The sequence below is a fragment of the Winogradskyella sp. Asnod2-B02-A genome (assembly GCF_045063645.1).
Taxonomy (GTDB): Bacteria; Bacteroidota; Bacteroidia; order Flavobacteriales; family Flavobacteriaceae; genus Winogradskyella.
Genome location: NZ_JBEFOG010000027.1, coordinates 733,147 through 757,202, shown reverse-complemented (window position 1 = coordinate 757,202; position 24,056 = coordinate 733,147). Strand labels below are relative to the sequence as shown.

General features: G+C 32.0%; 24 protein-coding genes. 19 read left to right on the top strand and 5 right to left on the bottom strand.

Annotation, left to right across the window (positions count from 1 at the left end; all coding sequences use genetic code 11):
- Position 1: 1 nt before the first annotated feature.
- The gene (locus tag ACJJVO_RS11400; protein ID WP_405574164.1) at positions 2–1,189 is read left to right on the top strand and encodes a DUF1501 domain-containing protein; all 1,188 of its coding nucleotides are present in this window, start codon (positions 2–4) and stop codon (positions 1,187–1,189) included.
- Between the two features lie 214 nt (positions 1,190–1,403).
- On the opposite strand, the gene ACJJVO_RS11395 is transcribed toward ACJJVO_RS11400, so the two are convergent.
- The 4 genes from ACJJVO_RS11395 to ACJJVO_RS11380 all read right to left on the bottom strand — a co-directional run bounded on the left by ACJJVO_RS11395 (position 1,404) and on the right by ACJJVO_RS11380 (position 4,881).
- Positions 1,404–2,537, bottom strand: a complete 1,134-nt coding sequence (locus ACJJVO_RS11395; protein ID WP_405574163.1) for an ATP-binding protein — start codon at positions 2,535–2,537, stop codon at positions 1,404–1,406.
- A gap of 25 nt (positions 2,538–2,562) precedes the next feature.
- The gene (locus tag ACJJVO_RS11390; RefSeq protein WP_405574160.1) at positions 2,563–3,189 is read right to left on the bottom strand and encodes a hypothetical protein; all 627 of its coding nucleotides are present in this window, start codon (positions 3,187–3,189) and stop codon (positions 2,563–2,565) included.
- Complete coding sequence (locus ACJJVO_RS11385) at positions 3,186–3,938, bottom strand: SDR family NAD(P)-dependent oxidoreductase (protein WP_405574158.1); 753 nt, start codon at positions 3,936–3,938, stop codon at positions 3,186–3,188. Before ACJJVO_RS11385 ends, ACJJVO_RS11390 begins: the two co-directional genes overlap by 4 nt.
- A 79-nt stretch (positions 3,939–4,017) precedes the next feature.
- Complete coding sequence (locus ACJJVO_RS11380; protein WP_405574157.1) at positions 4,018–4,881, bottom strand: aldo/keto reductase family oxidoreductase; 864 nt, start codon at positions 4,879–4,881, stop codon at positions 4,018–4,020.
- A gap of 104 nt (positions 4,882–4,985) precedes the next feature.
- On the opposite strand from ACJJVO_RS11380, the gene ACJJVO_RS11375 reads away from it, so the two are divergent.
- From ACJJVO_RS11375 to ACJJVO_RS11300, 16 genes are all read left to right on the top strand, one after another.
- Entirely contained in the window at positions 4,986–5,543 is a 558-nt protein-coding gene (locus ACJJVO_RS11375) for a DUF4382 domain-containing protein (protein WP_405574155.1), read from the top strand.
- 194 nt (positions 5,544–5,737) lie between these two features.
- A complete protein-coding gene (locus tag ACJJVO_RS11370; protein WP_405574154.1) occupies positions 5,738–6,739 on the top strand; it encodes an AAA family ATPase in 1,002 nt (333 codons plus the stop codon).
- Between the two features lie 100 nt (positions 6,740–6,839).
- A complete protein-coding gene (locus tag ACJJVO_RS11365) occupies positions 6,840–7,706 on the top strand; it encodes a DUF58 domain-containing protein (protein ID WP_405574152.1) in 867 nt (288 codons plus the stop codon).
- A 19-nt stretch (positions 7,707–7,725) separates the two neighbouring features.
- Positions 7,726–9,468, top strand: coding sequence for a hypothetical protein (locus tag ACJJVO_RS11360; protein ID WP_405574149.1), 1,743 nt, complete (start codon positions 7,726–7,728; stop codon positions 9,466–9,468).
- Positions 9,468–10,472 carry a vWA domain-containing protein gene (locus ACJJVO_RS11355; RefSeq protein WP_405574147.1) on the top strand — a complete coding sequence of 335 codons (1,005 nt, stop codon included), beginning with the start codon at positions 9,468–9,470 and terminating at the stop codon, positions 10,470–10,472. Before ACJJVO_RS11360 ends, ACJJVO_RS11355 begins: the two co-directional genes overlap by 1 nt.
- Complete coding sequence (locus ACJJVO_RS11350) at positions 10,465–11,502, top strand: vWA domain-containing protein (protein WP_405574146.1); 1,038 nt, start codon at positions 10,465–10,467, stop codon at positions 11,500–11,502. The genes ACJJVO_RS11355 and ACJJVO_RS11350 overlap by 8 nt, the downstream gene beginning before the upstream one ends.
- Positions 11,503–11,593: 91 nt before the next feature.
- Positions 11,594–12,448 carry an aerotolerance regulator BatC gene (locus tag ACJJVO_RS11345; protein ID WP_405574143.1) on the top strand — a complete coding sequence of 285 codons (855 nt, stop codon included), beginning with the start codon at positions 11,594–11,596 and terminating at the stop codon, positions 12,446–12,448.
- 42 nt (positions 12,449–12,490) lie between these two features.
- Positions 12,491–14,260 (top strand): BatD family protein, encoded by a 1,770-nt coding sequence (locus tag ACJJVO_RS11340; protein WP_405574142.1) that lies wholly within the window; start codon positions 12,491–12,493, stop codon positions 14,258–14,260.
- 1 nt (position 14,261) lies between these two features.
- The gene (locus ACJJVO_RS11335; protein WP_405574140.1) at positions 14,262–15,020 is read left to right on the top strand and encodes a tetratricopeptide repeat protein; all 759 of its coding nucleotides are present in this window, start codon (positions 14,262–14,264) and stop codon (positions 15,018–15,020) included.
- Between the two features lie 47 nt (positions 15,021–15,067).
- Positions 15,068–15,361, top strand: coding sequence for a hypothetical protein (locus ACJJVO_RS11330; RefSeq protein WP_405574137.1), 294 nt, complete (start codon positions 15,068–15,070; stop codon positions 15,359–15,361).
- A gap of 90 nt (positions 15,362–15,451) precedes the next feature.
- On the top strand, positions 15,452–17,044 hold the full coding sequence (locus ACJJVO_RS11325; RefSeq protein WP_405574135.1) for a SulP family inorganic anion transporter: 1,593 nt from the start codon (positions 15,452–15,454) through the stop codon (positions 17,042–17,044).
- A gap of 6 nt (positions 17,045–17,050) precedes the next feature.
- Positions 17,051–17,863 carry a universal stress protein gene (locus tag ACJJVO_RS11320; protein WP_405574133.1) on the top strand — a complete coding sequence of 271 codons (813 nt, stop codon included), beginning with the start codon at positions 17,051–17,053 and terminating at the stop codon, positions 17,861–17,863.
- Between the two features lie 36 nt (positions 17,864–17,899).
- Complete coding sequence (locus ACJJVO_RS11315; protein WP_405574131.1) at positions 17,900–18,529, top strand: carbonic anhydrase family protein; 630 nt, start codon at positions 17,900–17,902, stop codon at positions 18,527–18,529.
- 21 nt (positions 18,530–18,550) lie between these two features.
- A complete protein-coding gene (locus tag ACJJVO_RS11310; RefSeq protein WP_405574129.1) occupies positions 18,551–19,213 on the top strand; it encodes a DUF2490 domain-containing protein in 663 nt (220 codons plus the stop codon).
- Between the two features lie 42 nt (positions 19,214–19,255).
- Positions 19,256–21,118 carry a SulP family inorganic anion transporter gene (locus ACJJVO_RS11305; RefSeq protein WP_405574127.1) on the top strand — a complete coding sequence of 621 codons (1,863 nt, stop codon included), beginning with the start codon at positions 19,256–19,258 and terminating at the stop codon, positions 21,116–21,118.
- 12 nt (positions 21,119–21,130) lie between these two features.
- Positions 21,131–21,757 (top strand): carbonic anhydrase, encoded by a 627-nt coding sequence (locus tag ACJJVO_RS11300; RefSeq protein ID WP_405574125.1) that lies wholly within the window; start codon positions 21,131–21,133, stop codon positions 21,755–21,757.
- 26 nt (positions 21,758–21,783) lie between these two features.
- Here the strand turns inward: ACJJVO_RS11300 and ACJJVO_RS11295 are convergent, their stop codons facing one another.
- The gene (locus ACJJVO_RS11295) at positions 21,784–22,299 is read right to left on the bottom strand and encodes a CvpA family protein (protein ID WP_405574122.1); all 516 of its coding nucleotides are present in this window, start codon (positions 22,297–22,299) and stop codon (positions 21,784–21,786) included.
- 141 nt (positions 22,300–22,440) lie between these two features.
- On the opposite strand from ACJJVO_RS11295, the gene ACJJVO_RS11290 reads away from it, so the two are divergent.
- Positions 22,441–22,797, top strand: coding sequence for a hypothetical protein (locus ACJJVO_RS11290; protein ID WP_405574120.1), 357 nt, complete (start codon positions 22,441–22,443; stop codon positions 22,795–22,797).
- A 70-nt stretch (positions 22,798–22,867) separates the two neighbouring features.
- The gene (pheS, locus tag ACJJVO_RS11285) at positions 22,868–23,887 is read left to right on the top strand and encodes a phenylalanine--tRNA ligase subunit alpha (RefSeq protein WP_173302113.1); all 1,020 of its coding nucleotides are present in this window, start codon (positions 22,868–22,870) and stop codon (positions 23,885–23,887) included.
- Positions 23,888–24,056: the final 169 nt, after the last annotated feature.

Sequence of the window (24,056 nt, the reverse complement as noted above, 5' to 3'; positions counted from 1 at the left end):
CATGGACAGAAGAAAATTTATTAAGAATTCGGCATTAGCGAGCAGTTTATTTTTTGTTCCAAATTTTGTAAAAGCTTTTGAATCCGTTACGGTGAAACAATTAGGCTATAAGCGTTTGGTAATTGTGCAATTGGCAGGTGGAAATGATGGACTAAATACTATAATTCCACATAATAATGATTTGTATTACAATGCAAGGCCACAGTTAGCGATTACAAAAGATGTTATAAAACTGAATGACGATTTAGGGTTTCATCCTAGTTTAAGTCCGTTGCGTTCTTTATTTGATAATGGTGAATTATCCATAATAAATAACGTAGGTTATCCAAATCCGGTTCGCTCACATTTTAGATCTATGGATATTTGGCAAACAGCAAGTTCTTCTAATGAATATTTGCAAAGTGGTTGGTTAGGTCGTTATTTGGATCAGCATGGCAATAAGCCTTATAATGCTTTAGAAATGGATGAGCAATTAAGTTTAGCAATGAAAGGTGAGCATTTTAATGGTATTGCCACTAATGATTATAAAGTTTTGTATAATACAGCAAAGGATCCTTATTTTAAAAAGGTGCTTAATCATTACAATGATGCACATTTAAGCGAACATAATTTAGGCTATCTCTATCAAACTATGATAGAAGCAGAGTCTTCTGCTAGTTATATTTTTGAAAACACAAACGTAAAATCATCTCAAGAGAGCTATCCTCAAAACGGATTTGCTAAGCAACTTAAAAGTGTGGCGCAATTTATCAATTCAGGTTTAGATACAAAGGTATTTTATACCTCTTTAGGTGGTTTTGATACACACGCTAGTCAAAATAATAAACAAACTAAATTGTTGTCTCAATATGCGGAGAGTATTTCGGCTTTTGTGAAAGATTTAAAACGAAATAACACTTTTGAAGATACTTTGATTTTAACCTTTTCAGAATTTGGAAGACGCGTAAAACAGAATGCAGCTAATGGTACAGATCATGGCGCAGCAAACAATGTGTTTATTATTGGTAAAAATTTAAAGAAAGCAGGTTTCTATAATGATCTTGCTAGTTTAAGTGATTTAGATAAGAATGGTGATTTAAAATACAGTGTAGATTTTAGATCTGTTTATGCCACAATTCTTTCTAATTGGATGAATGTTTCTGCTAAAGGCATAATTCCTGTCAAACAAAAAGTATTGAATTTCATATAGGTATATAAAAAAACCTTGTTTCAATTTGAGCGTTAAGCTTTATAGAAACAAGGTTTAATAATTGATTAATAGCAATACAAAGATGTGCAATAATTCCATTCGTTAACAAATTTTTTGATGAATGGTTAAAAAAAATGTATAATCAGTAGTGTTTTGATATGGTCTCCGATAAGATGCAAAAAACGCGGTTGTAATTTCAAAAATTACCGATAAACTAACTATATCTCACTTTTCTTAAAACTCGAATGGTTTCTTTATATGAAATATAGAGTTCTGTATTGTAGTCTTTTATATACGATTTTGAATGTTCTAATTTGTCTATGGCTTCGTCAAATCCGTTGAGGTAACAAATGAGATAACTGGCTGCTAAGTTATTTAAATCTTCAATTTCATTTTGAGATAATTCTCGTTTCTTTTCAAGCTTTTCTAGAATAGCATTGTTAGTGTTGTAAATATGATGCAGTACTTTTTTGTCGAATTGTGGTGGCTCAAAAATAAGATTCACATCAATAGAATAATTGGCATTGTCATTAAATTGAATCGTTTTTTCTTCAAGCTTATAGTATTTGTAAGATTTGTTTAAACCGAGTCTAACATATTCAATTATTTTAAAAGAGTTCTCGGAATAAGAAATGGATACTTCATCTAAAGTGGAATAAAACAAACGTACTTGTTCGTTTATCATTTCAATATCAACTCTAGAAAAGAAGACTTCGTTTTTTACTACTTTCTTTGCGCCAGACCAGCATAAAACAAAGTATTCTTTAAAAACTTTGTACTGCGGATTGTAATCTTGGCGTTTGTTCATAAAATCGAAAACACCTTCTAAAGTAAGTTCAATATTGTTTTGTGCATGGTTTTCTATGGCAGCAACAATTTTAGAATTCACATCTTTAATTTCAATATCAAAAACTTTTGGCATACTCATGCTTCCATCTCTAAAAAAGACAGAGCCGCCATAATATTTCCAGATGTTTTTTCTAAGTGAGGTAATAAAGTCGGTAGGTCTAATGGTAACTAAACCAACCACTTTGTCATCTGGTAAATGCGGAAATGGAATGTTTTCGTATTGTACAATTGGTGGGTTTGAGAGATAGGCATTTATGAGGTTCTGAATTTTACTGTCATCAAAAAAATCGACACCTACGATTTTGTTATCTTCATCTTGTATGCCAATTACAATGTAAGAGTTGTTTTTAGGATTGCTATTAGAAAGTGCACAAACATGTTTTAAAAATTTAGCTTTTCCTTCTTTGTGGCCAATATTGATTTTTAACTTTTTATCATAGAAACTATTCTCATCATTATGAGCAAGTAAGTTTTTTATGAGAAGACGTTTGTTAATCATGGTTACTTAAAACATATTTTGAGAGTTAAAGCATTTTAATTTCTTTTTTTAAATTTTCTTTAGCTTGTTTTTCAAATTTAGTTTTGAATCGTTCTGTAAAGAATAGTGAATCTCTTTCGAGAAAGTGATTAAGCACTTTTTTTCTTCCAGGTTTATATAAAATGTTTGGATAGATTTTATATTCCTTTCTAATATTTTGAATATATACTTTATAAGTTTCCCAATCAGAACCTAAAATTGATAAATCTAAATCCAAAAGATAAGCATTGTCATAATTCTCGACTAATAGTAATTCGTGTTTTTTTGTGGAAATAATAAGTTTTTTGACTTTTTCTGTTCTAAAATTATCAAAATTTAGTGATTTTAAGGCGTTTTCGGCAAAAGTAGCGCTCTGTTCTTCGTTGTCTTTATTAGTAGATTTATATATAATATCGTGAAACCAAATAGCAAACTTTAGACTATCTAAATCTTCAATTTCCATTTTAATACCTTCGAGTTGACGAAGCATATTATGAATATGCGAAAGATTGTGGTAATGTCTGTTTTTGGAAGTATATTGAAGTTTAATAGTTTTCCATAGAGGATTGATTATACTGTCATCAGCATAGTCTGAAGATAAAATACGCCAATTATCTTCTAACCAATTTATCATAATTCTTTTTTCACAATAGTAGAACTAGCCTGAGCAGTACAAAACATCAGAACATCAGCAATATTCACGTGTGCTGGTCTTGAGATGGCAAAGTAAATGACATCGGCAACATCTTCTGGCTGCAATGCTTTATAACCTTTATAAACATTATCTGCTTTAGCATCACCTTTAAAACGTACTTCTGAAAATTCAGTTTCTACCAAACCAGGATTAATAGCACCTACTTTTATCCCGAAAGGATTTAAATCAATTCTCATGCCTTCAGTGATTGCTAAAACGGCATGCTTGCTACCACAATAAACGTTTCCGTTTGGATAAACTTCTTTGCCTGCAGAAGAGCCAATGTTAATGATGTGGCCAGAATTACGTTCAGTCATGCCAGGAATAATCGCTTTACTTACGTAGAGTAGTCCTTTTACATTTATGTCCATCATAGCATCCCAATCATCTAAACTACCTGTTTGTATTGGGTCTAGTCCATGTGCATTACCTGCGTTGTTAATGAGAATATCTATTTTTTGAAATTCTTTGGGTAAAGAAGCAATAGCCTCAAAAGTTTGTTTTCTGTCGCGAACGTCAAAATTTAAAGTATATACATCTGTTTCACGAGATAATGCTTTTTGTACACTATCTAAACGTTGTTGCCTGCGTCCGCATAATACCAAATTTATACCATGTTTAGCAAACTCGTGAGCTGTCGCTCTGCCTATTCCGCTTGTAGCTCCTGTAATTAATGCTGTTTTTTTCATTGCGAAGTTGTCTTGAGAAGTCAGATTTTTTTTAAAGATAAGTAAAAACCCTTCCGGTTAGAGAAGGGTTAGTATATGTTTAGGGAACTTTATGTCCTTGTGCGGCAATCAATATTAAAAACCAATCTTCTGTTTCTAAGTCAATTTTTGCGGCTGCAACCGCTTGTTTTAGTCTTTCTTTAGTTGTTGTGCCAACCACAGGATGAAAACCAGATGGATGTTTCATAATCCAAGCCAATAGTAATTGGTCTTCGGTAGCATTGTATTTATCTTTAAGCGCTCCCAGTTGTTTGTGTATGCGTCTAGTTTGCTCAGTATCTTCTTTAAAAACAGAGCCTAAAGGCGACCAAGCCATAGGTTTTATGCCACAAGTCATCATAAAATCTAACGTTCCGTTATACATTGCTGTATGTTCGGTAAGAGAGAATTCAATTTGGTTGACGTCAATGTCCATACGTAAACCTATCATATCCATTTGCGATGGTGTAAAATTAGACACACCAAAATCTCTAATTTTTCCATCTTTTTTTAAAATGGTAATCGCTTCAGCAATTTCCTCAGCAATCATTAAAGGACTAGGTCTGTGAAGTAATAATAAATCTAGATAGTCTGTGTCATGGTGCTTAAGAGATTCTTCTACAGACCAGATAATGTAGTCTTTACTATAATTATAATGTTTAACCTTGTTCTTTCGGTTATCACTTTCGTATTGAATGCCACATTTAGAAATGAGCTGAATGTCTTCGCGTTTTAATCCAGATTCAGCAAATGCTTTTCCAAATTCAGCTTCTGTTGTATATGCGCCATAAATATCAGCATGGTCAAAGGTTGTAATGTTGTTGGCAACGCAGAAATTTATCAATGATGCCATTTCTTTTTTTGAGAGTTGTTTTCCCCAACTTCCCCAAGTCATGGTTCCTGCAATTAATCGAGAATATATCACTTAGTTTTCAGTTTATATGGTTTTTTATGCAATTCGTGTATAAAAATACTCAAAACATAAAGAATACGATATTATTGAGGTGTAATTATTCAATATCCCAAATCATGAAACATTTACAGTCACTAAAATTTGTTGTTTTATCACTCATAATATTAGTCAATTTTACAAGTTGTACTAAAGATGATATGGGTAGAGATACTAATAAGGCTGCTATTACAGTGAGTCTAAAAAGTAGTACTAATAATCTCAATAATGTTTTTCTTGATATTGAAGATGTGCAAGTTAAAGTAAAAGAAGATGGAGATGCATCAAATGCTTGGGTGAGTTTAAATGCTATTAATCTAGGAACGCACAATGTATCTGATTTAATTAGTGAAACGGAATTGCTTTTAGTAGATCATTTTGAAATAAATGAAACCTTTATCTACGAAATTAGATTGGTTCTTGGAGATAATAATTTTATAAACAGTGATGAAACTTTAATTAGTTTAGGTCTTGCAGAGAATGCTGTAGCTTCAAATTTAATAGAAACAGAATTTGAGCGCAACCATATTTATCAATTAGTAATTAATTTAGATATTGATGAGTCTATTGAATTTGCTGAAGAAGAAAACATGATGGTTCTGAATCCTAAACTCTATACAGAAATTCGAAAATTTTAGTATTAATTAACCTTAATCCATAATTAATTCTTAAAAAGAGTAGTACTTCGGTATTACTCTTTTTTTTTAACCAATTGTTAACAGCATCTAACGAAAAATTTTAACACTTTGCATCCTCTTAAATATGAAGAAGCTATTTTTAGGATTATTTTAAAAATAGTATAACAGAAGATTTGTTCTTAAACCCTTAAATAATGGAAGAAACGAGTACAGTTGATATTAAGTCAATTAACGAAAAGATAGAAAGAGAAAGTGCTTTTGTAGATTTATTAACCTTAGAAATGAATAAGGTTATTGTTGGACAAAAACACATGATAGAGCGTCTGCTCATCGGTTTATTAGGTCAAGGTCATATTTTATTAGAAGGTGTTCCTGGATTAGCAAAAACTTTAGCGATTAATACGCTATCAAAAGCAATTGATGCTAGTTTTAGTAGAATTCAATTTACACCAGATTTATTGCCTGCAGATGTTGTTGGTACGTTAATCTTTAATATGAAAGAAAACGATTTTACCATCAAAAAAGGACCAATATTCGCCAATTTTGTATTAGCAGATGAGATTAATAGAGCACCAGCAAAAGTACAATCTGCTTTATTAGAAGCGATGCAAGAAAAACAAGTGACTATTGGAGACGAAACCTTTGTCTTAGATAAGCCATTTTTGGTAATGGCAACTATGAATCCGGTAGAACAAGAAGGAACCTATCCTTTACCAGAAGCACAGGTGGATCGTTTTATGCTAAAAACAGTTATCGATTATCCTACAATTGCAGATGAACAACAAATTGTAAGAGCCAACTTAAAAGGGTCTTACGAAAAAGTAAATCCAGTGGTTTCTGTTGCTCAAATTCTTAGTGCACAAAAAGCAGTTAGAGAAGTCTACATGGATGAGAAAATAGAAAAATACATATTAGATATTATTTTCGCCACGCGTTATCCTGAGAAATATAGATTAAGCGATTTAAAACCATTAATTTCTTTTGGTGCTTCGCCTCGTGGAAGTATTAACCTAGCAACAGCTGCTAAGTGTTACGCTTTTATAAAAAGAAGAGGTTATGTAATTCCAGAAGATGTACGTGCCGTTGTTTATGATGTTTTACGTCACAGAATTGGTATTACTTACGAAGCTGAGGCAGAAAATGTAACTTCAGAGGATATTATTAATAAAATTGTAAACGAGATAGAAGTACCATAAATAGTTACTAGTAAATCAATATTCGGTTGGCATGTGCTTACTCGAATTCTGGTTTAGAATATACTGCTAACTGAAGACTGCATACTGCAAACTGAAAAAAATGGACACTAAAGAACTTCTAAAAAAAGTACGAAAAATAGAGATTAAGACACGTCGTTTGTCTGATCATATATTTGGAGGAGAATATCATTCGACTTTCAAAGGTCGTGGTATGACTTTTTCTGAAGTACGTCAATACCAATTTGGTGATGATGTTAGAAATATTGATTGGAATGTTACGGCAAGAACCAATCAGCCGCATATTAAAGTTTTTGAAGAAGAACGTGAGCTCACCATGATGCTTATGGCAGATGTTTCTGGTAGTAAATTATTTGGAACAAAAAATCAATTTAAAGATGAAATTGTTACAGAGATTGCAGCAACATTAGCATTTTCGGCAACACAGAATAATGATAAAATAGGTTTAATTTTATTTTCGGACGAAATAGAATTGTTCATACCTCCTAAAAAAGGCCGTTCTCATGTACTTAGGATTATTCGTGAATTACTAGAGTTTGAGCCTAAAAGTAAGCAGACCAACGTTGCAGAAGCTTTAAAGTTTTTGTCTAACGTAATGAAGAAGAAAGCTATTGTTTTTATATTATCAGATTTTGTAGCAGGTGATTATAAACAAAACCTTAAAATTGCAGCAGGAAGACATGATATTACAGGTATCAGAATTTACGATAAACACGAAGCTGAAATTCCAAATTTAGGCATGGTGGAAATGGAAGATGAAGAAACGGGTGAAGTTATGTTGGTTAATACAGCATCTAAAAAAGTAAGACAAGATTATAGTAAATTTTATTACGAAAAAGTGCACTACTTTAAAGATAGTTTCGCGAAATCTGGATCTGGTGCTATAGATTGTCGTGTGGATGAAAGTTATGTTAAAAAATTATTGGGCTATTTTAAACAAAGAGGCTAGTTAGCTTGAAGTTTGATAGATGAAGCGATTAAAAATGAAAATGCAAAATAATATATCAATTAAAAGTATAGACACAAAGGATTACCATCAAAGGTCTATCATTTTTAGTCTATTTTCTGTATTGTTTTTTCTGGGAGCTTTTGTATCCTCAGCGCAAGTGACCTCTGAAATTGATACTACAAAAATCAGAATAGGAGAGCAAATTAATTATAAAATTAATGTTGAAGCAGATTCCACTTCTTTAGTTGTATTTCCTGAAGGGCAAACATTTATGCCTTTAGAATCGGTTGAAGGGTTAAAAATTGATACTACAAAAAGAGATTCAAAATTTCTATTATCTAGAATTTATAAGCTTACCCAATTCGATTCTGGAGTTTATACCATTCCAAGACAGAAAATAATCATTGACGAGAAACCTTGTTTTACGGATTCTTTAAAAGTTGCAGTACATACCATTACAGTTGATACCACAAAGCAAAAACTCTACGATATTAAACCCATTATTGAAGTAGAAGAAAGCGGAAGTGGACGTTTACAATTTATTTTAGGAGTGATAGCTTCACTTGCTTTAATTGCCTTAGCAGCATTTTTACTTTACTGGTTTGTTTGGAGAAAAAAACCATTAACAGAAGAAGAGGAAATTGCGTTATTACCACCTTATGATCGTGCAAAATTAGCGATAAAGAAACTTGATGAGAGTCAATTTTTAATGCGTGCAGAAGTCAAAGAATATTATTCAGAATTGACCTTTATCATCAGAAAATATTTAGACGAAAAAGTTTATGATAGAGCTTTAGAAAGTACAACTGCAGAACTTATAAATCGTTTAAATTTATTGAAAGAGGGCAATCAAATTCCTCTTTCTAAAGAAACCATTTTACATATTGAATCTATTTTGCAGCGTGCCGATTTAGTGAAATTTGCAAAGTCTGCTCCAGATACAGCGCTTGCTGAAATGGATAAATTAACAATAGATAAAGCCATAGACAACGTTAAGGTGAGTTTGCCAGAACCGTCTGAAGAAGAAAAATTATTAGATCAAAAATATAAAGAAGCACAAGAACGCAAGAAAAAGCGTAGAAAAATATGGATTACCGTTGCTGTTTCGTTGTTTTTAATTGTGGCCACTTATGTTGGTTTCGGAATGAAATATGGTTTCGGTTATGTAAAAGACACTATCATTGGTAATGAGAGTAAAGAACTTTTAGAAGGTAATTGGGTAGAAAGCGCTTATGGTTATCCACCAATTTTTATTGAAACACCTGAGGTTTTAAAACGTGAAGATGTTGAGATTCCTGAGGAATATAAAGATAAAATTAATACAGCTTTATTTAGGTATTTAACCAAAAAATCTGGATTAGATATCCAAGTCAGTACTACAACTTTCAAAATTACCGATGCGCAAGGTCAACCAAAGGAATTGACTGATGATGAAAAAGCACAAGATTTACAAAAAACATCTGAAACTTATTTAAAACAATTAGAAGCGCAAGGAGCAAAAGATATTACAGTTAAGCGAGAAAAATTCACCACACCAAATGGTGCGGAAGGAGTGAAAACTTATGGAACAATGAATCTGGCTCTAAGTGATGATGATATGGTGCCAGCCAAATACAATCTGTTTCTTTTTAGAGCAGAAAACGTTAGGCAACAAATAATTTTAAGTTGGAGAACTAATGACAATTATATCGATGATATCATTGAACGTATTGTAGACTCCATTGAACTTAAACCAGACGAAGTAGAAGAAAAAGAAAACTAATGCTCGAAAACATACAATTTTTAAATATAGAATTCTTCTGGTTGTTATTGCTTTTGCCAATAGCAATAGTTTGGTATGTGCTTACGCATAGTAAGCAAACAGCAGAACTAAAGATGTCTAGTATTAAAGGCTTTAAGAACTCATCTACATTTTGGTCAAAATTTAGACATTTACTTTTTGCATTGCGTTTAATAGCTTTAGGGCTTTTAATTACTGCATTGGCAAGACCAAGAACGGTAGATGTGTCTACGCAAACAAAAACTACAAGTGGTATTGATATTGTAATGGCAATAGATGTATCTGCAAGTATGTTAGCAAAAGATTTACGTCCTAACCGATTAGATGCTTTAAAGGAAGTTGCTGCAGATTTCATTGATGGACGTCCAAACGATAGAATTGGTTTAGTAGAATATGCCGGAGAAGCTTATACCAAAACACCAATTACTAGCGATAAATCTATTGTACAACGCTCACTTAGAGATATTAATTACAATACAATTATAGAAAGCGGAACAGCAATAGGTATGGGTTTGGCCACATCTGTTAATAGGTTAAAAGATAGTAGAGCTAAAAGTAAAGTGATTATATTATTGACAGATGGTGTTAATAATTCCGGATTTATAGATCCTAAAATAGCAAGTGAATTAGCTGTAGAATATGGTATAAAAGTGTATACAATTGGTTTAGGTACAAATGGTACAGCGCTCTCTCCAATTGGTTTTAACTCTAATGGAACTTTTAGGTATGGTCGTACACAAGTAGAAATTGATGAAGCTTTATTAAAAGAAATTGCAGCAGAAACTGGAGGAAAATATTTTAGAGCTACCAATAATGATAAGTTGGCTCAGATATATGAAGAAATCAACAAGCTTGAAAAAACCGAAATTGAAGAAACCAAATACTACAATTACGATGAAAAATACAGACCATTAGTATTATTAGCTGGACTGTTATTATTGATAGAATTATTATTAAGAAATACAATATTTAGAAGCTTTGTTTAGACTCGATGAAAATATATGGTTTTGGACCTTACTGGTAATTCCGGTAATCATTCTGATGTTTTTACTACTTCAATTTTGGAGACGGTCTACACAGAAAAAATTTGCTGATTCAGCGTTGTTAAAGCGTTTGAGTCCTAATCAATCGTTGTTTAAAAGTGTTTTAAAAGTCTTTGTGCTTTGTAGTGCTTTTGCTTGCTTATCAATTGCTTTGGTTAATCCAAAAATTGGTACAAAATTAGAAACTGTGCGTAGTGAAGGAGTAGATTTGGTGTTTGCTATAGATGTCTCTAAGAGTATGTTGGCAGAAGACATTGCACCAAACCGATTAGATAAATCTAAGCAATTAGTTACACAAATTATTAATAGTTTAGTGAGCGACAGAGTTGGTATTATTGCTTATGCTGGTAAAGCATTCCCACAATTACCAATAACTACAGATTATGCTTCGGCAAAAATGTTTTTACAAAACATGAACACAGATATGTTATCCTCACAAGGAACAGCAATCAGTGAAGCTATTCAGCTTTCAAAAACATATTTTGATAATGAAGACCAATCCAATCGTGTTTTAATAATCATTTCAGATGGTGAAGATCATGATGGAGATGCTTTAGATGTTGCAGAAGAAGCGGCTGAGCAAGGTATAAGAATATTAACCATAGGAGTAGGAGATCTTAAGGGTGGGCCAATTCCTATAAAACGAAATGGTGTTATTCTAAATTATAAAAAGGATAATAATGGCGAAACTGTTATTACGCGTTTAGACGAAACCACGTTAAAAGAAATAGCAGCAGAAGCTAATGGTGTTTACATGAATGGTAGTAACACGGCAGAGGTTGTAAGTACCATAAAGAATGAATTAGATAAAATGGATAAGCAAGAATTTGAGTCTAAGCAAATCGCAGATTTTAAAGATCAATTTCAATGGTTTTTGGCTTTCGGAATTCTATTATTATTCATTGATATCTTCCTTTTAGAACGTAAAACAGCTTGGTTGAAGAAGTTGAATTTATTTAATGAGAATTTTTAAGATTTAAATTTTCTTTAACGCTAAGTTATTAAGGGCTTTAGTAATTTAGAGGTCCATGCAAAAGGACTATAAAGAACAGTAGAAAAAAGACATGAAATTATATATATTATTTATTACAGTTTTAATAGGAAGTCTTAGTTTTTCACAAGATCTCAATGAAGATCAATTAAAAGCAGAAAAAAAGGCAACCAATCTTGTTTATAAGGCAAACGAACTTGTGGGAGAAGATAATTATATTGAAGCTGAAATGGCATATAGAAAAGCCATCTCTGAAGCGCCAACAAAAGCCGTCGGAGCGTATAATTTAGCACATTCCTACTATAAGAAAGGAAGTTTTGATGAAGCCTTGTTTAGAAGTCAAGAAGCTGCAAAGAATGCAACTACTAAAGAAGAAAAGCATAGAGCATTTCATAATATGGGTAATATTTTAATGCAAAACAAAGCTTGTAAAGAGGCTGTTGAAGCCTTTAAAAATGCGCTTAGAAGTAATCCTAATGATGAAGAAACCCGTTATAATTTTGCTTTAGCCAAAGAATGTGCTGAACAGCAAAAACAAGATGGTGGTGGCGAAGATGATAAAAAGGATGAGAACAAGGACCAAGAACAAGATAAAGAAGATCAAGAAAAGAAAGAGGACGAAAATAAAGACAATAAAGATAAAAAGGACGATCAAGATAAGAAGGACGAAGGAGATAAGGATAAAAAAGATGGCGATAAGGATAAAGATGATGAAGGAAAGCCAAAAGATGATAAAAAGGACGAAGGAAAAGGAGATAAAGACAATAAAGACCAAAAGCAAAATCCAAAACCACAACCAGGACAAATGTCTCCTCAGCAGATAAAGAATATTTTAGATGCAATGCAAAATCAAGAGCAAAAGGTTCAGGAAAAAATGAATGCTGAGAAACAAAAAGGAGCTAAAGTTAAAACAGAGAAGGACTGGTAAATTTGCAGAAAAGTGTCTAGTTCTAGGTATGCTAAGTAATACATGAAATTTATAAAACACATATCCATACTATTTTTAATACTTGCTACAAGTATCGCTTCTGCGCAGGTTAAATTTGAAGCGAAAGTCAGTAAAAAGAAATTAGGAGTTAACGAACGCTTGCGTATCGATTTTGAAATGAACCAAGATGGAGACAATTTTGTACCACCTAGTTTTGCAGATTTCGATTTGGTTGGTGGTCCCAATACTTCTGTTAGTAATTATTCAAGAAATGGAAAACGATCGTACAATAAAACCTATAGCTATTTTTTAGCACCAAAAAAACGAGGCAAATTTACAATTAAACAAGCCACTATAGAGATTGATGGAGAAACTTACAAGACGTTTCCGATAACAATAGAAGTCACAGCAGCCGTTAGTAAACCTAATGGTGAAACAGCAGCATCCGATGTTGCTGAGGATAATATTCACTTAGTTGCAGAGGTTTCTAATCCTAGTCCATATTTAAATGAAGCGATTACGGTAGTGTATAAATTATATGTTTCTACAGAAACTGGAGTTAGTAATTGGAGAGAAAAGGATATCCCTAGATATAATGACTTTTGGAGTCAAAATATAGATATTAAAGGACTTAATGTTTTAGAAGGAGAATATAAAGGGGAGAAATACCGTTATGTAGTGTTGAGAAAAACAGTGCTTTATCCTCAAAAAACAGGTGCTCTAAAATTAGAGCCTTTAGTTTTAGATATTACTGTAGAGGTACCAACCAACCGACGAGATATTTTTGGAAGACCTTTAATGACCAAAGTACCTAAAGTAGTTACGGCAGGCAGTAGAACAGTTAATGTTAAACCTTTACCAGAACAAGGGAAACCTTCTGATTTTAAAGGTGCTGTTGGTGATTATTCATTTAAAGTAACAACGTCTAAAACACAGTTAAACGCAACAGAATCTCTACAGGCTAAAATAGAAGTTACCGGAAATGGGAATTTAAAATTATTTGAATTACCAAAGTTAACAGTACCAAGTTCTTTAGAGGTATACGAACCAGAGCACCAAGAAAACATTCGAACAAATTTAGGAGGTATGCAAGGTGGTATTTCAGATACGTACACTATTGTGCCACAGTATAAAGGAAAATATCCTGTACCAAGTATTTCATTCTCATATTTTAACCCTGAAACAGCAAGTTATAAACGCATCACGTCAGATGAGATTGTGATTGATGTTTTAGAAGGGCCAACGGCCTCAATTAATAATACAGAAAACACTGCAGAAGGTGTAAAGCAAACCGTAAATTCTAACACCAATACATTTGCTTTTATAAAAACAGCGTCAAATTGGTCAAGTACTAAAGAGGAACAATTCTTTAAGTCTACAGGATTTTGGTCTTTATTATTATTACCGTTTTTAGCTATACCGTTAGCGATTGTAGTGAGACGTAAAACAGATGAACGTAATGCAGATGTACAAGGAAATCGTATTAGAAAAGCAGATCGTTTAGCTAAAAAATATTTAGGAGAAGCTAAAAAAGCACTCGGTCAAAAAGAAGCGTTTTATTTAGCTTTAGAAAAAGCACTTCATAATTATTTAAAAGCCAAACTAAATATTGAAACAAGTGATTTTAATAAAGAGAAAATTGAAAATTTATTAACGGAGCGTCAGGTAGAAAGTAGTGTGGTTTCAGATTTCATTTCAATTTTAGAAAATTGTGAATTGGCACGTTATACGCCAATTACACAAGTGACCATGCAGAATGATTATGATAAAGCATCAAAAACAATTTCATTAATAGATAAGCAACTTAAATAATATGAGAGCTATAATAATCTTACTTATGTGTTGTTTTAGCATGACTGGTTTTTCGCAAAACGACACCGTTTTTAATGAAGCCAATACCTTATATAACAATGGTAAATATGCAGAAGCTATTGATAAATATGAATCTATTTTAGATACAAATCAACATTCTGCTGAGTTATATTTTAACTTAGGAAATGCCAATTACAAGCTTAATAATATTGCGCCAAGTATTTATTATTATGAAAAAGCATTGTTATTAGAACCTAATGATAAGGATATACAAAACAATTTGGCATTTGCTCAAAACATGACGATTGATGCTATTGAAGTAGTGCCTAAGGTTGGTTTTTCAAGAATTATAAATAATATAGTTAATACATTTAATACAGATACTTGGGCAAGAATTGCCGTTGGAGGAGTACTCTTGTTTGTCGTTATATTTTTAGCATATCATTTTTCTTATACATCTTCAAAAAAGCGAATAGCTTTTGTAACAAGTATCATTAGTTTATTTATAGGTTGTTTTTCAGTGGCTATGGCATTTCAAAAAGATAGCTTAAACAAAAAAGATAATCCTGGGATTGTTTTTTCGCAAGAAACTAGAGTAAAAGCAGATCCTAATTCTACAAGTGAAGAAGTGTTTAGGTTGCATGAAGGCACTAAAGTACAAGTAGTAGAAACTTATGAGAACTGGAAAAAAATTAAACTTTCCGATAATTCAACAGGTTGGATTCCATCAAAAGATATAAAGTTATTGAAGATTTTTTAGAACTTATTTAACAGTCTATTAATATCTAACTATTATATTTGTCGCTTATGCGAAAAAGCACAAAACACAGAATAGCTATTTTATTTACCATTTTATTTATGGCACTTATCTCTGCTCCTGTAATTATTCTGTCTATTGATGACTCTGTTGATACGACTTGTTTTTTTAGTATAAATGAAGAAGAAGAAAACGCTCATGTTAAGCTTCTTTTTGATAAGGACGATCAAATTTCAGAGTTTTTGTTTGAGGATCAAACAAGCACTGATCTTATAGGATATACATTTAAACACTATCCAAAACCCCATCTAAATTTAATATCTCCACCACCCGATTTTATTTAATATTTTATTCGTAGGACGTTTTGTGTCCCCTAAAAAAAATATTAAAATAACTATTGAATTTACTTCAATAGCATAAAATCATTATATCAAATGTTTAAAACATTAAAAAACGACTTGCCAGCAAGTGTCGTTGTATTTTTCGTAGCGTTACCTTTATGTTTAGGTATTGCTTTAGCTAGTGGAGCACCACTTTTCTCTGGTTTAATTGCTGGAATCATTGGTGGAACTATAGTAGGAGCTTTAAGTGGTTCTAAAATTGGAGTTAGTGGACCTGCAGCAGGTTTGGCTGCTATTGTATTAACAGCAATAGGTACTTTAGGAGGTTATGAAAACTTTTTAGTTGCTGTTGTTTTAGGAGGTGTAATTCAATTAGTTTTTGGGTTTTTAAAAGCCGGAATTATTGGGTATTATTTTCCTTCATCCGTTATTAAAGGTATGCTTACCGGAATCGGAATTATAATCATTTTAAAACAAATACCTCACTTTTTTGGTTATGATGCAGAACCAGAAGGAGCAGATAGTTTTATTGAAAGTTCTGGAGAAAATACATTTTCAGCAATCTGGCATATTTTCGACAATCTTATAATTGGCTCAATGGTCGTTGGTTTTATAGCATTAGGTATACTACTATTATGGAGTAACGTTTTGGTTAAAAAAGGAAAGTTTTTTGAAATCATTCAAGGCCCTTTAGTTGCAGTTGTAGTTGGTATAATTTTTTATGTAGTAACACAGTCTAACGAGAGTCTTGCGATTGCGCAAACACACTTAGTAAGTGTACCAGTGCCAGATAGTTTAGATTCTTTTATTGGGCAATTTAGTTTTCCTAATTTCGCTGCAATAACAAATCCAGAAGTTTGGGTAATTGCTTTTACTATTGCTTTAGTGGCAAGTTTAGAAACCTTATTATGTGTAGAAGCAACGGATAAACTAGATCCAGACAAAAACGTTACACCAACAAATAGAGAGCTATTAGCACAAGGAACAGGAAATATTTTATCTGGTTTAGTAGGTGGTCTTCCTATAACACAAGTTATCGTTAGAAGTTCAGCGAACATTCAATCTGGAGGAAAAAGTAAAATGTCTGCTATTATTCATGGTTTATTATTATTGATTTCGGTAATTTTAATACCATCACTACTTAATAAAATTCCTTTATCAGTTTTAGCTGCAATTTTATTAATAGTGGGTTACAAATTGGCAAAACCAGCGTTGTTTGTTAAGATGTATAAACTAGGCTGGAAACAATCAGTACCATATTTTGTAACAGTTATAGGAATTGTTTTTACAGATTTATTAGTAGGTATAGGTTTAGGTTTGGCTGTTGGTATTGTTGTAATCTTATTAAAAAGTTACCAAAACTCTCACTTTCTTCATATTGAAGATAATAGTAACGGAAAACATAAAATTAAAATGGCGCTTGCTGAAGAGGTTACCTTCTTTAATAAAGGTGCGATTTTAAAAGAATTAGACAGTTTACCAAGAGACACGTATTTAGAGTTTGATGTAACTAAAACCAGATATCTAGATTATGATATTATAGAAATTTTAGAAGATTTTGCTTTTAAAGCCAAAGAAAGAAATATTGATATTAAGCTAATCTCTAAACGAGGTGTTGTTGAAAACCCACCAAGTTTTATTGAATTTTTCCAGTTGAGACCTAAATCTAGTATAAGTTTAAGTTAATGCGTTATGAAAAATAGTAAATATAAAATAGTAGTGCTTTCAGACTTAAAGAAAAACGCAATTACAACTTTAAAAAGTAGTGTAAGTTTAGCGCATATGATTGATGCAGATTTAGAACTGTTTCATGTTAAAAAGCATGTTGATATTATAAAAAGAGACAATCAATTGTCTGCAATGCGAAGTATAAACGAAGAGTTTATTAGCACTAAAAATAAAATAAAAGCATTGGTTGATCCTGTTTCTGAGGCATATGATATTTCTATAAAGTCTAATTTTTCATTTGGTAATATAAAAGATGAAATAAAGACTTATATTAAGGATAATAAACCAGATGTTATTGTTTTAGGGCAACGAGACGCTGCACCTTTAAAGTTAATGGGTGATAGTATTACACATTTTTTATTAAAAGAATTTAACGGTGTTGTAATGATTTCATCAAGCAATAATGCATTAATTCCAAATGAAAAAATGACGTTAGGAGTTTTAAATGGTTCAGATAAAACCTTTAATACAGCGTTGTCTAAAGATATAATAACACATATAGAAACACCATTAAAATCATTTAAGGTTATTAATAGTCAGCATGAAAAAACAAAAGGCGCTTCTGATTTTAAAGAGGATACTTTAGAGTTTGTTTTTGAAAAAAATGACAATACAATACCAACACTATCTTCTTATCTTTCAAAGAGTAATATCAACTTATTATGCGTTGATAGAGATGAAAATAGCGCAAATGGGAGTAAGAGCCCTTCAGTTTTACCTTTAAAAGAAACGGTAAACAAATTGAATGTTTCATTATTAGTTTCTGGAGCATTATAAAATGAGTAACACAACAAATTAAAAAAATTAAAAGAGATGAAAGCACATACAAAAGAGACCCAAGCAACAATGACACCAGAAAAGTCATTACAATACTTAAAAGAAGGAAACCTAAGGTTTCAAAATAATTTAAAAGCTAATAGAAACCTTTTAGAACAAGTTAACGATACAAGTGAAGGACAATTTCCTTTTGCAACCATTTTAAGTTGTATAGATTCTAGAGTGTCTGCAGAATTGGTATTTGACCAAGGCTTAGGCGATATTTTTAGTGTTCGTGTTGCAGGTAATATTGTAAATGAAGACATTTTAGGTAGTATGGAATTTGCTTGTAAGTTAGCAGGTACAGAGCTTATTGTAGTTTTAGGACACACAAGTTGTGGTGCAGTAAAAGGAGCATGTGACCATGCGGAAATGGGTAATTTAACTAAGCTAGTTGAAAAAATAACACCTGCTGTTAATGCGGTTAAAGAGCCTAAAGACGAAAGTTTAAGAACCTCTAAAAACTTAGAGTTTGTAGATGAAGTATCACACATAAATGTAGAATTAATGATTGATAGAATTCATGCCGAAAGCCCAATACTTACAGAAATGGAAAAAGCTGGTGAGATAAAAATAATTGGAGCCATGTACGATGTAAATACAGGTGAGGTAAAATTCTATGAATAGAAGATAATCTAAAAAACAAAAATGAAAAAAAGTAAAATAGCAGCACTAACCATTGCGTTAATGCTGCCTTTTTTTGCGTTAAGCCAAGATAGTAATTTAGGAAACTGGTTGATTTATATTGGTAATAAAAAACTGAATTCTAAATGGAATATTCACAATGAAGTTCAGTATAGAAATTATAATGCAATAGGAGATTTAGAGCAATTATTGTTAAGAACTGGTGTTGGTTATAATATTACAGAAAGCCATAACCTTTTGCTAGGTTATGGTTATATTTTATCAGAAAATTATATAGGTGAGTCTGATGATAAGGAGTCAGTAAATGAACATCGTATATTTCAGCAGTTCACTACAAAACAAAATATTGGAAAGCTTAGCTTAAGTCATCGTTATCGTTTTGAGCAACGCTTTGTTGAGAGTGATTTTAAAATGCGATTTCGTTATTTTTTAGGACTTAAAATTCCTTTAAAATACAAAGAGGATGGTAATAATCCACTTTATATTTCATTATATAATGAGATATTTTTAAATACGAAGTCTTCAGTTTTTGATAGAAATAGAGTGTTCGGAGGTTTAGGTTATAAGTTTTCTAAAGCCTTAAGGTTTGAATTAGGTTACATGAATCAATTCTTTGAAAATTCAGGAAGAGATCAAATAAATTTGATAGCATTTGTCAACTTCTAACGAAATATTCATTACTTTATAAAAAATACTAATAATTAAATTATGAAGAATTTATTCTCTAATATTAAAGGTGATGCCTTTGGAGGTATTACAGCTGGAATTGTTGCATTACCATTAGCATTAGCCTTTGGTGTTTCTTCAGGTTTAGGCCCAGAAGCGGGTTTGTATGGAGCTATTTTTATTAGTTTTTTTGCAGCTCTTTTTGGAGGGACTGCAACTCAAATTTCAGGACCAACAGCACCAATGACAGCTGTAAGTATGGTTATAATTGCAGGTATTGTTGCGGCTAATGATGGAAGTGTAGAAAAAGCACTACCAGCTATTTTAACGGTATTTTTATTAGCAGGTCTTATTCAAATTGGATTAGGTTTTTTGGGTGTAGGTAAATATATAAGGTACATTCCTTATCCTGTAGTTTCTGGTTTTATGACAGCTATTGGTGTAATTATTCTATTAACCCAAATATTGCCATCTATTGGGTATTACCCAAAAGAAGACGCAGCGTTTGTAGAACAATTTAAACCACAAGCAGAAGAAGTTATTCTTGAAAATATTTTAAAAGAAGAAGCAGGTGAAGGTATTTTGGTGCTAGAAAATTTTAAAGAAACAATAGATAGAGCTCATGAAATTACACCAGAGGAAATTTTAAACGAATCACAAACTTTAGCAGCCAAAGAAGCCTCTGGAACTATTGGTGCATTAAAGGTGTTGCCACGAGCTTTAAAAAACATGAAGTGGTTAGAGTTATTATTGGCTCTAGGAACTATTTTAATAATTTATGGTTTTAAACGAATAACAACCGCAATTCCTAGTACATTGGTTGCTTTGGTTGTAATGTCTGGTATTGCTTATGGTTTTAATTTGGGATATGTAAAAATTTCAGAGATACCAGGAGGTATTCCGGTACCAAGGTTAGAAATGTTTACTAATTTTAATTTAGGAAGCATAACACCTTACATATTTACAGCATTGACTTTGTCTCTATTAGGAGCAATTGATTCTCTTTTAACAAGTGTGGTTGCGGATAACATGACAAAAACGAAGCATAAACCAAATAAAGAATTGATTGGTCAAGGTATTGGTAATAGTATCGCTTCAATTTTTGGTGGTATTCCTGGAGCAGGCGCAACCATTAGAACCGTTGTAAATATTAATGCTGGCGGAAAAACTAAACTGTCTGGAATGATTGCTGGTGTAATGCTACTAGTTATTATGCTGGCCTTAGGTCCTGTTGCATCAAAAATTCCAGCAGCAGTGTTAGCTGGTATTTTAATTACCGTAGGTATTGGTGTTATGGATTATAAAGGACTAAAAGCAATTCCTAGTTTGCCAAAGGATATTAAATTCGGACCATTAAAGTTAAGTTCTGAAGTATTAATTATGCTTGTTGTGCTCGTTTTATCTACATTTTGGGATTTAATTTATGCAGTAGGTATTGGTTTAATTATTGCGTCATTAATGTTTATGAAGAAAATTGGGGATTTAACAGCAGAGCGGTCAGATGTTAAATCTTTAAATGAAGAATCTTGGGAAGATGAATTAGATTTTCCTACTAACTTAAAAGAAGAAGTCTTTATTAAGCACTTAAAAGGGCCTTTATTCTTTGGTTCTACAAGTGATTTTCAAGCATTAACGGAGCAAATTCCTAAGACTGCAAAAACCGTTATTTTAAGATTAGGACGTATGCAATATATGGATCAGTCTGGTTTGTATGCTATGGAAGATATGCTTCAAGAGTTAAAGAAAAATGATGTCGAAGTATTATTTGTAGGACTATTAAAACAACCACGTTATATGATGGAGCGTATTGATATTATTCCAGATTTTATTCCTAATGAACATATTTTCAAAGATTTTAAAACGTGTTTAAAATGGATTAAACTTAATATTAAAGACACTATTTAAACTATAAGGATTATGATTCTAAAGAATGTATTTAAAAACAATGAACAATGGATTAAAGAGAAACTGGCCGTTGATTCAAGTTATTTTGAAAAATTAGGACAAGGACAAAATCCAGAATTATTATTTATAGGCTGTTCAGATAGTAGAGTAACTGCTGAAGAATTAATGGGTCTTGGACCTGGTGATGTTTTTGTACACAGAAATATTGCTAATATGGTTGTAGGTACAGATGCCAATGGAATGTCTGTGGTTAATTATGCTGTAACGCATTTAAAAGTTAATCATGTTGTTGTTTGCGGACATTATGCTTGTGGTGGTGTAAAAGCAGCAATGCAATCAGCTGATCTAGGAGTTTTAAATGGTTGGTTAAGAAATATTAGAGACGTTTATAGAATGCATCATGACGAGTTAAATGCTATTGAATGCGAAGACAAAAAATATGATCGTTTAGTAGAACTCAATGTGCAAGAACAATGTGTTAATTTAATTAAAACAGCAGCAGTTCAAAAAGCTTATAGAGATCGTGGTTTAAAAGTTCACGGTTGGGTGTTTGATGTGCACTCAGGAAAATTAATTGATTTAAAAATTGATTTTGAAGGATATCTCAAAGATATAATGGAGATTTATCATTTAGATTAATAAAAATCATTAAATAATGGTCCTTATCATTCTTCTTTTTCTCTAATTATAGGTTCATCTTCACTTTTTATGATATTCGGAAAAATCATTGGAGCTAAAGATTTTACGGGACTATAGAGCATACTTTTTTCTAAATCCTCTTTTTCCATAAATGGCAATGTATTGTTCATTTTGTGAAACACTATCAATATAACACTTAGAATTAAACCAATTTTAAGAGCTCCAAAAATACCACCTGCTAGTTTGTTTATGATGCCTAAAGCAGCAAAATCGGCTAATTTGGTTAGCGCTTTTCCGGCCAAACCAATAGTGAGAACAATGACCACAAAAGTGATGGCGAAAGCAACAATATTGATGGTTCTTTCTTCCCAATCTACTTTAGATTCTAGGAAGCCTGCAGCAAATCCACTAAAATGAATGGCTCCATAAACACCTAAAACAAGAGCTACTAAAGAAGCAACTTCAACAAAAAGACCTTTAAACAAGCCACGTATAAATCCAAATAATAATAAGGCAGCTAAAATGATGTCAATAATACTCATAACACTAATGATTTAGACAAACGTACATAATTTTTCTCATTTTAAATTAATAACGTAATTCAAGAGGCTTTAGTTTCTTAACTTTGAAACTTAAAATAAGTTTATTAATTAATGAGATTCCCTTTTATAAGGGACATGACTATGGCAAGAGACGAACAATTAAAAGAACGATGGGATTTAGTGGTAGAAAAACTCTCTAATCAATTTGCAGATGGAGACAAATTAGATCTCGATACTATATTATATCTAATTGGTGTACAGGAACTTGGGCAATTGCATCGCGAATACAAAAAAGACCATAAATTAGATTTGATGCATATTGCTATCTGTAAAGTTCTAGAACCTTATGGGTTTTATGAATTCGATTTTGTAGATGACGACGGTTGGCCACATTACAAGGTTTTAGCGCAATTACCACATCTTAAAGCTGGTGAGCAAAGTGTATTAATGAAAGAAGCTATTGTCAACTATTTTGTAGAAACCGAATATATCGAATAGTTTCAAAGGAATTCAGCTACCATAACTCGCAAAAAAAAACTAAATTTGCAATCGTTTTTGAATAGAAATCATGATAGATAAGATAAAAGAACTTATAGCAGAAGCAGAAGCTTTTAAAGCACAATCTAAAGAAGAGGTTGAAGCCTTTAGAATTAAATATTTAGGTTCAAAAGGGCTTTTAAAAGAATATTTTGCTGAGTTTAAAAATGTAGCAAACGACCAAAAGAAAGAATTTGGTCAAACTATTAATCAGCTTAAGAAAACAGCTGAAGATAAAGTAAACGCCTTAAAAGAGGCTTTAGAAAGTCAGGAAGAAGATAAAGGGATTTATGGTGATTTATCACGTCCTGGAGAACCGATTGCAATTGGTGCACGTCATCCTATTTCTATTGTAAAAAATGAAATTATTGATATCTTTTCTCGTATTGGATTTAACGTAAGTGAAGGTCCAGAAATTGAAGACGATTGGCATAATTTTACAGCATTAAACTTGCCAGAATATCATCCTGCAAGAGATATGCAAGATACATTCTTCATTCAAACAGATCCAGATATTTTATTACGTACACATACCAGTTCTGTACAAGTGCGTTATATGGAAAACAACAAACCACCAATTAGAACTATTTCTCCTGGTCGTGTGTACAGAAATGAAGCTATTTCGGCACGTTCACATTGTTTCTTTCACCAAGTAGAAGGTTTATATATTGATAAAGACGTAAGCTTTGCAGATTTAAAGCAAACGTTACAATATTTTACTACAGAGATGTTTGGGAAATCTAAGATTAGATTACGTCCATCATACTTCCCGTTTACAGAACCAAGTGCAGAAGTAGATGTATATTGGGGACTTGAGACAGAAACTGATTATAAAATTACCAAAGGAACAGGTTGGTTAGAAATTATGGGTTGTGGTATGGTTGATCCTAATGTATTAGAAAACTGTGGTATTGATTCTAAAGAATATTCAGGTTTTGCCTTCGGAATGGGAATAGACAGAATAGCAATGTTATTGAATCAAATTAGTGATATTCGTTTACTCAGTGAAAACGATGTACGTTTCTTAGAGCAGTTTAAATCTGCCTTATAAACTTCACCAAAATATATTTGAAAGCCGACTGTTAATAGTCGGCTTTTTTATTTAACAACAATTTAACTTCGTTTAGTTCGGTTTGTTCCGAACCAATAATATATATTTGCATAGAATTTTACTGTACATGATGATTTCATTTATCATAAATCAGAAATAAAAGCATGCA